The organism is Bradyrhizobium manausense (assembly GCF_001440035.1).
GTDB classification, from domain to species: Bacteria; Pseudomonadota; Alphaproteobacteria; order Rhizobiales; family Xanthobacteraceae; genus Bradyrhizobium; species Bradyrhizobium manausense.
In genome coordinates this window covers 183,725-197,023 of sequence record NZ_LJYG01000085.1, presented here as the reverse complement: position 1 = coordinate 197,023, position 13,299 = coordinate 183,725, and the positions used below count along the sequence as shown (strand labels likewise).

The following is a 13,299-nucleotide window of genomic DNA, read 5'->3' as shown; positions in this document are numbered from 1 at the left end:
CCGCGAGAGCGGGGGCGCGGGAGGATCGGGTGAAACGCTATCGGCCGCATATTCTTGTCGTGATCGCGCTGGCGGTCGTGCTGTCCACGGGATGGCACGGCGCGCTGCGCAACGCGCTCACCGATCTGCGCTTCGCCTGGCAGTCGCGTTCCGCCACCGGTAGCGTCGTCGTGGTGGCCATCGATGCCCCCTCGATCGATCAGATCGGCGTATGGCCCTGGCCGCGCAGCCTGCACGCCGACCTCCTGCACAGGCTGGAGGCCGCCGGCGCACAGGATATAGCCTTCGACATCGACTTCAGTACGCCCTCGGATCCAGCCTCCGACGATGCCTTCCTCACCGCGCTTCGGAAGGTCGGAGGCTCGACGATCCTGCCGTCCTTCAAACAGCCCACGCCAAATGGCGGCGCGGTTCACATCAATCGTCCCCTCAAGCCGTTCAGCAGACAGTCATGGCCGGCCGTCGTCAATGTCGCGGTTGAACCTGATGGACTGGTTCGCCGCTACCCGGTCGGAGAGAAACTCGGCGATGCGCAGATGCCGTCGATGGCGGTCGTCTTGGCCGGGCAGAACGTCGACCGGCGTCCGCCTTTCCTGATCGACTTCAGCATTCGGGCAGGATCGATTCCGGTTGTTTCTTATGTCGACGTGCTGCGGGCTGACGCCGCGGCGCTCGATAAGCTCAGGGACAAGAAGGTCATCGTCGGTGCTACCGCGTTCGAATTGGGGGACCGGTTCAGCGTTCCCAACGGCCGCATCATCGCAGGACCTGTGCTCCAGGCATTGGCGGCAGAATCGGTCCTTCAGAACCGTATGCTGCGCTGGACGTCCGATGTCGGCATGATTGTCGGCCTTGCCGTGATCTGTCTACTGATGATGTATTCCTGGCGCCGTGTTGCGCCCGGCGCCCGCGTCGCCATCCTGGTTGCAGCCGGCGCCAGTATCGAACTGACTGCGGTCCTGGTGCAGCAGCGTTGGCCGCTCATCATCGACACCTCGCTCTTCCACATCGCGATCATCGCCTATCTGGCCGCCATCGCGCTGGACGAGATCGACTTCCGCAGCCTCTTGGGACGTATCGCCGAAAGTCGGTTCCACCGCATCGCGATGTCGCTCGGCGATGGTCTGGTCTGCACCGATGAACATCATCGGATCACGGTCTGGAATCCCGGTGCAAGCGCGATCTTTGGCTATATGCCGACCGAAATCATCGGTCACCCGTTCGAAACGCTTTGCGCGATTCCGGCGGAAGCCGGTGCGAAGGGCTTCGCGATCCGAGACGCGGCGCGGCAGGCGTTGCTGGTCCCCGGCGGCGCCGTGGTCGTCGAGTTCGAAGGACGCCGCAAGAACGGCGAAACCTTTCCGGTCGAGGCGAGCTTTTCGGGCTGGCAGGGAACGGACGGCTTCCAGTATGGCGCGATCTTGCGCGACATCTCGGTGCGCAAGCGCGAGGCCGAACGTGTCAGATATCTCGCCGAATACGATGCGCTGACCGGACTTGCCAACCGCAACACGCTGCACGCCGGCCTCGTCGGTCTAATCGCTGCTGCGGAGCGGCGGTCCTCCGAGGTCGCATTGCTCGTGCTCGGACTCGATGGCTTCCAGCAGATCAACGACATGCTCGGACACGCAGCCGGCGACCTCGTGCTGCGGGCGGTGGCCGAGCGCCTGCGGACCGAAGTCGACGGCAAGGCGCTCGTCGCAAGGCTCAGCGGTGACGAGTTCGCGATTGCGCTGGATTGCGCCACTGTTTTCGAGCCTGTGGCCGCGTTCGCCGAGCGGATTGTGCGCGCGTTCGATGCGCCGCTCGCGACGGGTACGCGCCAGCACCGCGTCAGGATCAGCATGGGTGTTGCCGTCTATCCCGACGGGGGACAGAATGCGGACGATCTCCTTAGCAACGCCCACCTTGCGCTCACCAAGGCGAAGCTGACGCGGCGCGGAGGCCATGTGATCTTCGAAAGCGCGATCAGGCAGGAGCTGGAAAGCCGGCTGACGCTGGAGAGCGAACTGGCGCTTGCGGCGGATCGCGGCGAGTTCGAGCTGTTCTATCAACCCCAGGTCCGCCTGATCGACGGCAGCCTGGTCGGAGCCGAAGCGTTGATCCGCTGGCGTCACCCGATGCGCGGCTACGTCTCGCCGGGCGAGTTCATGCCGGTGGTCAACACCTCGGCGCTGTCCGAGCGGATCGCGGGCTGGGTGATGGAGACCGCCGTCCGGCAGGCGCGCGGGTGGGAATTGTCGGGAAATGCGGTCCGCGTCGCAATCAACCTCTCGCCATCGCAGCTCCACTCCGGCGATCTCGCGCATTCCGTTGCGGAGCTGCTGAGAACGACGGGACTTACTCCCTCGCTGCTCGAGATCGAAGTTACCGAGGATGTCCTGTTGCACGACGAGGTCCGGGTGCTCGACATGTTCAAGCGCATCCAGCAACTCGGCGTACGCATTCTGTTCGACGATTTCGGAACGGGCTATGCAAGCCTGAGCTACCTGAAGAAATTTCCCCTCGACGGGCTCAAGATTGACCGCTCTTTTGTGATCGATCTGCTCGCCGATTCCGACGATGCCGCCATTGTCGGCTCGACCATCGGCCTCAGCAAGCAGCTCGGCTTGACGGTTGTTGCCGAAGGAATCGAGAACCGCGCTACGGCCGACTTCCTGGTCGGTATGGGATGCGAAGAAGGGCAAGGCTATTTCTTCGGTCGCCCGATGTCTGCCGACGCGTTCGAAAAGACCTTCTTGGCGGCCGAGCTCGAAGCCGTCAGCGCCGCCTGAACCGATCGTCAGCGCCGGCGCGCGATTGCGACGCCAAAGAGGAATGCGACGAACAGGCTGGCCAGGGGGGCCTCGCGCGTGATCGCCGCCACCGTTGAAAGCGGCCGGCCCGGCTTTCGCGCTTCGTCGATCGCGTAAGTGAGGCGATCGACGGCGGCATGCAAGCCTCCTGCGACCTCGCCGATGGTGTGCGACACGTCGGTCGCTGCATCGATGGCGCGCTCGGCCATGCCGGGCTGGGGATTGGGCTGCGGTATGTCCGTGCTCAAGCTCGCGACCTCCAGAACCTGACGGAAGGACGGAGACCGGTACCTTTGGCTATCCGCGCGTGCGCTCGTTTTGAACAGCGGGCCCGAGGGCCTTTGGCTATCCGCGACAGGCGCCGTCTTGAACGGCGGGTACCGGCCTTGGTGGGAAAATGCCGCGCGCGGGAATTTGTTCCGGCTCCCCCGTGAAACGCCGGATGCGAATCTCTGTTACGCTAGTGCAGCCTTGCTGACCTCAGGAGATTGCCGTGACCGATCGAACCATCACGGATCGAGCCCGGCGCATCGCGTTGCTGGGCGCGCCCATCGACATGGGCGCCTCGCAGCGCGGCACCTTGATGGGCCCCGCCGCGCTGCGGACCGCCGGCCTTGCAACCCTGCTCGAAAGCCTGGATTTCGAAGTCGTCGACTATGGCGATCTCTCGGTGGCCGAGATCAGGGATCTCGCCGACAGGCCGCCGGCAAAGGCCAATCATTACCGCGAAATCCAGCGCTGGACGCGTGTGCTCAGCCGTCGCGGCTATGAAATCGCGCAAACTGGCGCATTGCCAATCTTCCTGGGAGGCGATCACACCTTGTCGATGGGATCGGTCAACGCCATGGCGCGCCATTGGCGGGAGCATGGACGCGATCTGTTCGTGCTTTGGCTCGACGCGCATGCCGACTACAACACGCCCGAGACGACGATTACAGCCAACATGCACGGCATGTCGGCCGCGTTCCTGTGCGGCGAGGCAGGCCTCGATGGCCTCCTGGGCGATGATGCACGCGCCTCGATTGATCCTGGCAGGCTCGATCTGTTCGGCGCGCGTTCAATCGACAAGCTCGAAAAGGAGCTGATGCGCGCCCGCCGGATCAGGGTCGTCGACATGCGTCAGATCGACGAGTTCGGCGTTGCAGTGCTGATCCGGCGCGTGATCGAGCGCGTCAAGGCGGACAACGGCGTGCTGCATGTCAGCTTCGATGTCGATTTTCTCGATCCCTGCGTCGCGCCCGGCGTCGGCACCACGGTGCCGGGAGGCGCGACCTATCGCGAGGCGCATCTGATCATGGAGTTGCTGCATGATTCCGGGGTGGTGGGATCGGTCGACATCGTCGAGCTCAACCCATTCCTGGACGAGCGCGGGCGCACCGCCCGCACCGCGGTCGAACTGATTGGCAGCCTGTTCGGCCAGCAGATCACCGATCGGCCGACGCCCAGCAACGCAATCGCGCCGGGCGAGTGACGCACGCACCGTTTGTGCGCTGCACGGAATGGAACTGCTGTCACGGCCGGTGAAACTAGACCAGTCTTGATCGAGATCGCCTGCTTTTGAAATGCGCGCGAATTGCAAACGCGCTTCGCGGCAGGTTTCATGCGGGCCGAGCTTCAGCAGAGGGCCCGCCATGAGCAACAAGATCCACACAAGCGACAAACCCATCGGGACCACACGCCGACGCTTCCTGCAAAGTGGCGGCGCCGCGGCGGGCGGCGTTGTCCTTGGAGCTGGTGCGTCGACGGCGGCGGAGACGGACAACCTTCCGCCCAACGTGCCCGATTGGATGAAGGCGCCCGGCGATCCCATGGGGAGCCAGCCCTATGGTGCGCCGTCGCCGTTCGAGAAGGGCGTGGTCAAGAACATCTCGAAGAACCTCAAACAGTACATCTCCGCGTCCGGCCGCACGCCGTTGCAGGATCTCGATGGCATCATCACGCCGAACGGGCTGTTCTACGAGCGCCACCACGGCGGTGTGCCGACCATCGATCCGGCACAACATCGCTTGATGCTTCACGGCCTCGTCGAGCGCCCTCTGATCTTTACCATGGATGATCTCAGGCGTTTTCCGTCGGAATCGCGCATCCACTTTCTCGAATGCTCCGGCAATCCCGGTTACACCAAGCCCTATGGCAAAACCGCATCGGACCTCGTGGGTCTGCTAAGTTGCGCGGAATGGACAGGCGTGAGCCTGAAACTGGTGCTTCAGGAGGCCGGGCTGAAGCCGGAGGCCAAATGGATCATCGCCGAAGGCGCCGACGCCGCCGCGCTGACCCGTAGCATCCCGATCGAGAAATGCCTCGAGGACGCCATGCTCGTCTACAGCCAGAACGGCGAGCGGCTCCGGCCGCAGCAGGGTTATCCGTTGCGGCTGCTTTTGCCCGGCTTCGAAGGCAATATGAATGTGAAATGGCTGCGACGCCTGCACGTGACCGCGGAGCCAGCTTACTCGCGCGAAGAGACCTCGAAATACACCGATCTTCTGCCTGATGGCACGGCGCGTGAGTTCTCTTTCTACATGGAGGCGAAGTCGATCATCACCCGTCCCTCGGGTGGTCAGCGCCTCAACGCAACAGGTTTCCACGAAATTACCGGAATCGCCTGGAGCGGCCACGGCAAGATCCAGCGGGTCGAGGTGTCGGTCGATGACGGCAGGAGTTGGCAGGATGCGCTGGTGCAGGAGCCGGTGCTGACGCGTGCGCTCACGCGCTTCCGCTTGCCCTGGCAATGGGACGGCAAGCCTGCGGTGATCCAGAGCCGTGCGGTTGATGAGACCGGCTACGTGCAGCCCACGCTCGCCGAGCTGCTCGCAGTACGCGGCGAGAACTATTTCTACCACAACAATGCAATCTGGCCCTGGCGCATCAGTGCCGACGGGGAGGTGACCAATGCGCTGGCGTGAGATCTGCGGCGTTGTTCTCGTATTCTTGATCTGGGCGAGCAGCGCGCAGGCGCAAAGCACCTATGGCATTGGGCGGCAGGCTACCGCAGCGGAGATTGCCGGCTGGAATATCGACGTCGGACGTGACGGCAGCAATCTGCCGGCAGGCCGCGGTTCGGTCAGCCAGGGACGGGATATATTCGCTCAACAATGCGCCTCGTGCCACGGCGAGAAGGGCGAGGGCGCTATTGGCGACAGACTCGTTGGCGGACAAGGCACAATCGGGACACCAAGGCCGATCCGGACGGTCGGGAGTTACTGGCCTTATGCGCCAACATTGTTCGACTATATTCGTCGCGCGATGCCGCAGAACGCGCCGCAATCGCTCAGCAATGAAGACGTGTACGCAGTGTCGGCCTACATCCTGAGCTTGAACGGATTGGTGCGAGATGATGCCACGCTCGATGCCAAGTCGCTCGCAGCGATCAAAATGCCAAACCGCGACAAATTTGTTGGCGACGCGCGGCCCGACGTCAAGCGTTGAGCAGAGTTGCCTGTGAGTTCCCCTCGCATTGGCTCGGAACTTGCCGATCCGAAACCGGAACTCGTCAGGCCCGCTTTGCGTTGATCCACGAGAGAAAAAGAGCAGTTTTTCCGATGGCCACAGCTCGCTTCGCAAATTCCATCTCAATAGCACTTCGGCACCCCGGCGTGATCGCGATGATCGTGGCCGCTGTGACGATTGCTGCGATGCTGATCGTTGACCACGGGCCGTGGAGTCGCGCCAAGACCCAGCCGGCTTATGTCGCGATGTATGCGACCACAGGCGAAGCCGCCCGCGCGGCGGGCGCCAAGGTGCTTCCGACCGAACCGAAATCGCCAGTCGAACCGGAACGGCCGGGGCCGAAGACATCCCCGACCGTCAATCCGGTGACACCTTAAAGCGAGATGCGATTAGGACGAATCGTCATCGCGCTTTAGCTCTTTGTTTGAGCATGATCTTTTCGGAAAACCGCTTCACACTTTTCCGGATCATGACCTAGCCGTCAGCTCTTGCGGCCGTAACTGAGGAGCCCGCCTGTCGTCTTTGGCGGATGCGCGCGAAGCGCCTCCTCGTTGGGCTCGGTGCCCCAGCCGGGCCTATCAGGAATGATCAGATGGCCGTTCTGGATGTCCGGTTCATGCGTGAACAGTTCGCGATCCCAGGCGAGGCGGTCGATGTCGATCTCCATGATGCGCAGGTTCGGCACCGCCGCGCAGAAATGCGCGTTCATCATCGAGCAGAGGTGCCCGTAGAAATTATGCGGCGCGACGTTGACCTCGAAGGCTTCCGCCGCTGAGGCGATCTTCATCGACTGCCACACACCATTCCAGGGCGTGTCGATGATGGCGACGTCCATTGCCTGCTCGCGGAAATAGGGCAGGAATTCGCGCAGGCCGAGCAGCGTTTCGCAGGATGAGATCGGATGCGGGCTCTGCCGGCGGATGTAGCCGAGGGCCTCCGGATTAAAGCTGTCGATCTCGATCCAGAACATGTCGAGATCGGCGATCTCCCGCAGGATCTTCAAATAGCCTTCAGTCTTGGCGTTGAAATTGCAGTCGAGCAAGATGTCGACATCAGGGCCCGCGCCGTCGCGTATTGCCTCGAGATGCATGCGCAGGTCGCGCAGGATCTTGCGGTCGACATTGATCTCGGGCGCAAAGGGCGAGCCGAAGCCGGGCCGCCAGCCCGTGGGTTTGCCGTCATCATAGGAAAAGATGTTGGTCTTTAGCGCGGTGAATTTCTTCTCGCGCACCTCACGCCCCATGGCCTTGACGCCGTCGAGATTTTCGATCGGCGGCTTGTACCAGGAGGGATGATTGATCCGCCAAGTGGCGCAGTGGGACCAATAGACCCTGACGCGGTCGCGGATCTTGCCGCCGAGAAGCTCATAGCAGGGCACGCCCAGGCACTTGGCCTTGGCATCAAGCAACGCATTCTCGATCGCGCCCAGCGCCTGCGCCACAACGCCGCCGGCGGCAGGGCGGGTGGCGGCAAACAGCTCGGCATGGATACGCTCATGCTCGAAGACATTCTGGCCGATCACGCGCGCCGACAGGCGCTGGATCGCCGCACCGACGCCCGGCGAGCCAAAACCCTCGTCGAACTCGCTCCAGCCGACGACGCCGTCTTCCGTCGTCACCTTGACGAAGTGATAGTTTCTCCAGCCTGCATCACAGGCAAGGATCTCGAGACTTGTTGCTTTTGATGATTTTGCCATGTCGCTCCCTGTCGCCCGGCAAGGGCGCTATTGGTTTTGTGGTCCCGGTCGCAAGCTCGGGCCCAGCCACAATTGTTAGGCTAACGGCTGAGTGCGGTGAAGCCCGCAAATGCTTGCCCAGCCATCGAAGTTTGAGCCTTCTGGCAGGAGGCCCGTAGAATCCGGTGGGAATGATGTTTCTTGGGATGGTCCCGAAATGCGCCAAGCCCTGACTTTTTTGGCTGCAATCGGCCCCGATCAAGCGACGCATGCAGCTCTTAGCCATGATTTCGGTTCTGGCGCTCCTCAGGATGAGTGGGGCCGCCATCTCCGATCGGTTGCTCACAGCCGATCAGCACGTCGCGCAAGGGGTGGAGTAGCGCGCACGAGCGAGGGCGCTTTGTCTTTGGGGAGACAACAATGCTTTCAGTCGACCAGTTCTTGCGGTTCATCAGTGTGCCGGCCGTGATTGCGGCCTTCATCATCGCCTCGCAGATATCGGCGGCGCTCTCGCCGGTCTAGCCTATCAGCGACGAGGCGAGCAGGGCGAGGACGGCCAGCGCCATCAGGGCGGTGCCGAGCCAGCCCAGCACGACCAGCCAGCTTCTCGCCTTGAAGCGGCCCATGATCGCCCTGCTCGAGACGATCACCATCATCATCGCCATGATGGGGACCGCGACGATGCCGTTGAGCACGGCGCTCCACACCAGCATGTGGATCGAGTCGATCCCGGTAAAGCCGAGCCCGAAGCCGATGATGGTCGCGGCCGCGATGATGGTATAGAAGCCGACCGCCTTCTCCGGCCTTGCCTCCAGCGTCGCGCGCCAGCCGAAGATTTCCGCCACGCCATAAGCCGCCGAGCCAGCCAGCACCGGAATTGCCAGCAGGCCCGTGCCGATGATGCCGAGCGCGAACAGCGCGAAGGTGAAGTCGCCGGCGAGCGGCCGCAGCGCTTCGGCCGCTTGCGTCGCCGAGTTGATGTTGGTGACGCCGTTGGCGTTCAGCACCGAGGCCGTGGTCAGGATGATGAAGAAGGCGATGCCGTTCGACAGCAGCATGCCGAGCGTCGTATCGACCCTGATGCGCGTGAGCTCGGGATGGTCGCTGGCACGTCGTGTCTCCTCGCGGAGCGGTCGGTCGCGCATGCCGAGGTTCATTTCCTCCACCTCCTGGGAGGCCTGCCAGAAAAACAGATAGGGGCTGATGGTGGTGCCGAGCACTGCGACCACCATCATGAAATAATCGGCGCTGACATTCGCCTTCGGCCATACCGCCGACAGCAGCGCTTTGCTCCACGGAATCTCCACCGTGAAGGCGGTCGCGACATAGGCGAACAGCGTCAATGTCAGGAATTTCAGCACCGGGGAGTAGCGGCGATAGGGCAGGAAGACCTGGAGCAGGGTCGAGCCGGCCGCGAAGATCAACGCATGCTCGTGATTGAGCCCGCCGATGACCAGCGAGAGCGCCTCCGCCATCGCGGCGATGTCGGCGGCGATGTTGAAGGTGTTCGCGGCAACGAGCAGCCCCACAAGCGCCATCACGATCCAGCGCGGAGCGAGCTCTTTTACATTCGCCGCGAGTCCCTTGCCGGTGACCCGACCGATCTGCGCGCTGACCAGCTGAATGGCGATCATGAACGGCGTGGTCAGGAACACCGTCCAGAGCAGACCATAGCCGAACTGCGCGCCGGCCTGGGAATAGGTGGCGATGCCCGACGGATCGTCGTCGGCCGCTCCCGTGATCAGGCCCGGCCCGAGCCGTTGCAGCAGCGTCGGCGCCGCCTTTGTCGGAGCGACGGCGCTATCGCGCGCGGAGGCTTGAAGTTGGGATCGGTTCGACAGGGCACACCTTCCGGAAATTGCGAATTCAAGGTTTAAGCCCGATCATGGTCGGAAAGTTCCATGGACCGGTTCTGGCGGGTCTACCTCCGCTTCAAGAACAGGGCATGACGCTCGCTTGCGGCGGTCCGCGACTATCTCCGGAGCATGGTCTAGGACGACGGCGACATCTGCAGATAGCGGCCGTCGAACTGGGCGAGCTCCTGTAGCTTGTGCTCGTTGAGGATCCGCACCGTGCCGCGCTGAAGCTCCAGCACGCCGTCGATTCGTAGTTCGCGCAGGATGCGGTTGGTGTGCACGCTCGTCACGCCCATGGCTTCGCCGAACTGCTCCTGCGTCAGCGGGATTTCGAATGTATTGTCGATCACGCGGCCGATCAGGCGCAGCCGCTCGCGCAACTCGACGATCAGATGGGCGAGCCGGTTGTGAGTCGAGCGCTGGCCGACATTGACGATCCATTCCCGCGACACCGCGGCATCCACCAGCGTGTCGCGCCAGAACATGTCGCCGACACCGGATCGCTGGCTGATGAGGTCGTTCAGCGCCTTGTGGGCGATGAAGGCCAGCGTGCAATCGGACAGCGCGATCAGGTCGTGGTCGACGGTGGGGAAGTGGAGGTTCTGCAGGTTCGGCAGGTCGCCGGGAATGTGGATCGAGAGGATCTGGCGCCTGCCGTCCACGATCGTCTTGGAGCGGAAGCAGAAGCCGTCGGCGATCAGGCAGCATTCGCTCGGCTGTTCGCCGTCGCGCAGCACGGCCTGATTTTCCCGAAAGGTGCGGAGCGTGAACGGCAGCGCCGCGAGTGCTTCCAAATCCCTGTCGTCCGCGCCGGTCGTCGTTTTCAGGCGCTGAAACAGCGGCGCCCAGATCATGTCGCTTGTCACGGCACTCGATTCCCCCACGCGACTGAGCGCGTGACGGCCAAAAAGCATAGACTCCGGCGTGCTGTTGACAACAAAGGTTAAATCATGCCGCTCCCGCCTCTCAACATTGTGGACGATGCGTTAGCGAAAGAGGCAAACCCAACAAATGTTAAGTGCGGCGAGCCCGACGCACCCGCGACTAACATTTATCAAGTCGGTCGCTGGTTTCGTGGCGGCGGGCCTGCAGCGGCTGACGTCTGAGCTGATTTTCCGAATTACATTGGCTGTACGAATTTTCACCCAGCTCTGCTTCGGAACGTGGCGGGCGTGGCGACGTTCTTCTTTTCCGAGGAGGACTTCGCAATGGATCGCCTGACGAAGCGCGAGCAGCCGGATCGCAGCAAGATCAACATGCACGAGGCCTGGGAGGTCAAGTACTGGAGCCATGCGCTCGGCGTCTCCAGGGCGGAGCTGCAACAGGCCGTCGACAAGGTAGGGAATTCGGCGGCCGCCGTCCGCAAGGAGCTCGCGGTGCGACCGGCGATCCCTACTTGATGCTGACGAACATGCCCCAGGCGGCGGAGAGCGCCGCGCCGGTGAAGACGACTGCCGGGCTGTCGCAGAACAGGCCGCCATAGCGGCATACAGAAGCCCCGAACGAGCCGAGCTCGTGATGGCCGGCCGAATAGAACAGTCCCGACAGCCCAAGCAATAAGCCTGCGATGTAGTACATGGCTCCCTCACGCGAGAACGGACATGTGCCAACATGGCGCGAAGAGATTTCGTCTCGCCGAATCCGCAAGGGTGCATTCGATTAAAGATTGATTCGTTCCAGTGAGACCAGGTCGTCGTTAGAGAAGCGGCGTTACGAGACTCTCACTTGCGGCTCTCAGCTAATAAGGGTTGAGCACGCTCTCGAGAAATTGCTGCTTTTCGCCGGGCGCGTAACCCTGGCAAGCGCCGTAATATGGTTCTGGCCTGTCACAGGGGTTGGCGGACCGATAATATTGCCGCGGCGCATAGGCAAAGCCTGACGGGTACATGTGGTGATGGGGACGAACCGCCGCGTGCCGGTGGTGCCCGTGATGCACGCTTGCCGCGTTCGCGACGCCGCACAGGCTCAGCAGGACGCTCAAGGCCAAAATCGAACGCATCGCTGTCTTCCTCCGAAGAGTTCGCTCTTTGCTCAATCATTACCATGACGCGGCGTTCCAAGGACCCGATTTTTCGTCTTCCGACTTGGCGGCAAAGCATCGGGGAAATTTGGCAACAAGAAAGGGAACGGTGAAATCCGGATCGGGGTTGATCCTGCAGCGAGGAGCACTTCGATGGACAGAACCTCGATCTATGATGAGTTGAGCCGTGTTGAGCGCGACGTGGTGGCAGGAGAGCGACAGCTTGCAGAACAGGAGCGGCTGGTGCTCGACTTGAAAAAGGAAGGCGAGAATACTTCGGCTGCTGAAAGGGAGCTGGAACGGCTGCGTGAAGCTCAGCGCCTGCGCGATCAAGACCGCCAAAGGCTCCTCTCGCTGCTGCAGCCCTGAGGCATTCCCCTACGCTCGCCCTAAAGCTGCTTGCGGCTGACCACATCACCCGGCAATCGGCTAAACGCGGGAGAAGAGGGCGAACACAAGTTCGCGCGCTTTCAAACTCCCCGCCTCTGCGGGGTGCCAAAAAAGGCCCCAGCTCACGTAGTGGGGGCGATGGAGCTGGGGCCGACTTGGGGTCACCCTTTGGGGAAGGGCATCGGGAAAACTTGGTAGTAGCGAGATCGTTCCTAAACTGCTTTCCAAATGAAGAGGCCCCGGCTTTTCCAGAAGCCGGGCCAACCACTCTTCCGGGGGTTCGCGTCGTTTGTTCCTCGTCCAGTGCCGGGAAAACTCGGCATCTCACTACTCAGTTCCGATGTGAAGCTAAATTGCCAGTATCCGGATGAGTCCGGCACCGGTCCGATCTTGAGCTCTTCCATGAGGCTTGGTATCGTTTGTGGTGGAGGCCGGCGAAAATATTGCAGTCGTCCTCCGTTGGTAAACTAAAATATTGCAGTCGTCCTCCGTTGGTAAACTTAAGCCCTTTGCGGCCCCGCCTTCGGGTGCCTCTAGTAGCGTTGGGTGCGGCAACGTTCCCTCCGTTCTTCCCTTAGACTCCGAAGGCGGGAGCTTTTTGCCATGGCTGCAGCAGCTACGGGCAAGCTACCCGCCTTCCCAGTGAGCGGGCGAAATGACTTCATCCTTGGATCGGGGGCAGCCGCCCGATTGAACCCGCATCGCCTCCGGCGACACCAAGACAGGCAGAGATGTTGCCTTGGTGGCTGTTATCTTTGGCCGGATGCTGGCATGAGCCCCGCTCTTGATCTGCTCTATCGTCTTGCTGCGTTCGGGCTCGGCATCTACTGCGTCCGCAAGGCCTGGTACGGCTATGTCGAGCGCAAGATCCTGTTCGTCAGCGACGACTGGTGGGATTGGTCGAGATGGTCGCGGCAGGAGTTTTACCGCGACACCATGCCGATCCGCTATTGGATGCAGATGGTCGGCACGGCCGGCGGCGCGCTGCTGTGCCTGGTCGGTGCGATCGTCGGCTGGCAGCCGGGCAGCTGAAGACAGGACATCGCCGCGTTGTTTGAGCATGATCTCCGCGCAAACGCGGTCCGCTGATGTCGCGAGGGAAAACCCCCTTCACAC

14 protein-coding genes are annotated in these 13,299 nt (G+C 62.3%); 8 read left to right on the top strand and 6 right to left on the bottom strand.

The features are described 5' to 3' along the window. Nucleotides 1-29: 29 nt before the first annotated feature. Complete coding sequence (locus AOQ71_RS19885) at nt 30-2,774, top strand: EAL domain-containing protein (protein ID WP_057749671.1); 2,745 nt, start codon at nt 30-32, stop codon at nt 2,772-2,774. 8 nt (nt 2,775-2,782) lie between these two features. On the opposite strand, the gene AOQ71_RS19880 is transcribed toward AOQ71_RS19885, so the two are convergent. Further along, a complete protein-coding gene (locus AOQ71_RS19880) occupies nt 2,783-3,043 on the bottom strand; it encodes a hypothetical protein (RefSeq protein WP_057749668.1) in 261 nt (86 codons plus the stop codon). A gap of 245 nt (nt 3,044-3,288) precedes the next feature. On the opposite strand from AOQ71_RS19880, the gene rocF reads away from it, so the two are divergent. The 4 genes from rocF (at nt 3,289) to AOQ71_RS19860 (ending at nt 6,619) form a co-directional block, all read left to right on the top strand. Further along, nucleotides 3,289-4,266 carry an arginase gene (gene rocF, locus AOQ71_RS19875; protein ID WP_057749665.1) on the top strand — a complete coding sequence of 326 codons (978 nt, stop codon included), beginning with the start codon at nt 3,289-3,291 and terminating at the stop codon, nt 4,264-4,266. Between the two features lie 160 nt (nt 4,267-4,426). Beyond that, a complete protein-coding gene (gene soxC, locus AOQ71_RS19870) occupies nt 4,427-5,698 on the top strand; it encodes a sulfite dehydrogenase (RefSeq protein ID WP_057749662.1) in 1,272 nt (423 codons plus the stop codon). Next, nucleotides 5,685-6,221: a c-type cytochrome gene (locus AOQ71_RS19865; RefSeq protein WP_057749660.1), complete on the top strand. Its 537-nt coding sequence runs from the start codon at nt 5,685-5,687 to the stop codon at nt 6,219-6,221. Before soxC ends, AOQ71_RS19865 begins: the two co-directional genes overlap by 14 nt. 113 nt (nt 6,222-6,334) lie before the next feature. Further along, on the top strand, nt 6,335-6,619 hold the full coding sequence (locus AOQ71_RS19860; protein ID WP_057749656.1) for a hypothetical protein: 285 nt from the start codon (nt 6,335-6,337) through the stop codon (nt 6,617-6,619). 104 nt (nt 6,620-6,723) lie between these two features. On the opposite strand, the gene AOQ71_RS19855 is transcribed toward AOQ71_RS19860, so the two are convergent. The 3 genes from AOQ71_RS19855 to AOQ71_RS19845 all read right to left on the bottom strand — a co-directional run bounded on the left by AOQ71_RS19855 (nt 6,724) and on the right by AOQ71_RS19845 (nt 10,639). Further along, on the bottom strand, nt 6,724-7,938 hold the full coding sequence (locus AOQ71_RS19855) for a mandelate racemase/muconate lactonizing enzyme family protein (protein ID WP_057749653.1): 1,215 nt from the start codon (nt 7,936-7,938) through the stop codon (nt 6,724-6,726). A gap of 497 nt (nt 7,939-8,435) precedes the next feature. Further along, a complete protein-coding gene (locus AOQ71_RS19850) occupies nt 8,436-9,686 on the bottom strand; it encodes an NRAMP family divalent metal transporter (protein WP_157083588.1) in 1,251 nt (416 codons plus the stop codon). A gap of 221 nt (nt 9,687-9,907) precedes the next feature. Continuing rightward, a complete protein-coding gene (locus tag AOQ71_RS19845) occupies nt 9,908-10,639 on the bottom strand; it encodes a Crp/Fnr family transcriptional regulator (RefSeq protein WP_057749806.1) in 732 nt (243 codons plus the stop codon). 342 nt (nt 10,640-10,981) lie between these two features. Here AOQ71_RS19845 and AOQ71_RS19840 point away from each other — a divergent pair, with 342 nt between their 5' ends. Continuing rightward, nucleotides 10,982-11,173: a DUF3606 domain-containing protein gene (locus tag AOQ71_RS19840; protein WP_057749803.1), complete on the top strand. Its 192-nt coding sequence runs from the start codon at nt 10,982-10,984 to the stop codon at nt 11,171-11,173. Here the strand turns inward: AOQ71_RS19840 and AOQ71_RS19835 are convergent. Both AOQ71_RS19835 and AOQ71_RS45220 read right to left on the bottom strand, forming a co-directional pair. Then, complete coding sequence (locus AOQ71_RS19835) at nt 11,166-11,351, bottom strand: hypothetical protein (RefSeq protein ID WP_057749647.1); 186 nt, start codon at nt 11,349-11,351, stop codon at nt 11,166-11,168. The two genes, AOQ71_RS19840 and AOQ71_RS19835, sit on opposite strands and share 8 nt — an antisense overlap. Before the next feature lie 160 nt (nt 11,352-11,511). Beyond that, nucleotides 11,512-11,772: a hypothetical protein gene (locus AOQ71_RS45220; RefSeq protein ID WP_157083587.1), complete on the bottom strand. Its 261-nt coding sequence runs from the start codon at nt 11,770-11,772 to the stop codon at nt 11,512-11,514. A 174-nt stretch (nt 11,773-11,946) separates the two neighbouring features. Here AOQ71_RS45220 and AOQ71_RS19830 point away from each other — a divergent pair, with 174 nt between their 5' ends. Then, the gene (locus tag AOQ71_RS19830) at nt 11,947-12,162 is read left to right on the top strand and encodes a hypothetical protein (RefSeq protein ID WP_057749644.1); all 216 of its coding nucleotides are present in this window, start codon (nt 11,947-11,949) and stop codon (nt 12,160-12,162) included. Between the two features lie 792 nt (nt 12,163-12,954). Beyond that, nucleotides 12,955-13,215, top strand: a complete 261-nt coding sequence (locus AOQ71_RS19825; protein WP_057749641.1) for a hypothetical protein — start codon at nt 12,955-12,957, stop codon at nt 13,213-13,215. Nucleotides 13,216-13,299 lie beyond the last annotated feature (84 nt).

Coding starts and splice junctions, on each gene's coding strand:
- soxC (WP_057749662.1), top strand. CDS start 4,427: ATGAGCAACAAGATCCACACAAGCGACAAACCCATCGGGACCACACGC.
- AOQ71_RS19865 (WP_057749660.1), top strand. CDS start 5,685: ATGCGCTGGCGTGAGATCTGCGGCGTTGTTCTCGTATTCTTGATCTGG.
- AOQ71_RS19860 (WP_057749656.1), top strand. CDS start 6,335: ATGGCCACAGCTCGCTTCGCAAATTCCATCTCAATAGCACTTCGGCAC.
- AOQ71_RS19855 (WP_057749653.1), bottom strand. CDS start 7,938: ATGGCAAAATCATCAAAAGCAACAAGTCTCGAGATCCTTGCCTGTGAT.
- AOQ71_RS19840 (WP_057749803.1), top strand. CDS start 10,982: ATGGATCGCCTGACGAAGCGCGAGCAGCCGGATCGCAGCAAGATCAAC.
- AOQ71_RS19835 (WP_057749647.1), bottom strand. CDS start 11,351: ATGTACTACATCGCAGGCTTATTGCTTGGGCTGTCGGGACTGTTCTAT.
- AOQ71_RS45220 (WP_157083587.1), bottom strand. CDS start 11,772: ATGCGTTCGATTTTGGCCTTGAGCGTCCTGCTGAGCCTGTGCGGCGTC.
- AOQ71_RS19830 (WP_057749644.1), top strand. CDS start 11,947: ATGGACAGAACCTCGATCTATGATGAGTTGAGCCGTGTTGAGCGCGAC.
- AOQ71_RS19825 (WP_057749641.1), top strand. CDS start 12,955: ATGAGCCCCGCTCTTGATCTGCTCTATCGTCTTGCTGCGTTCGGGCTC.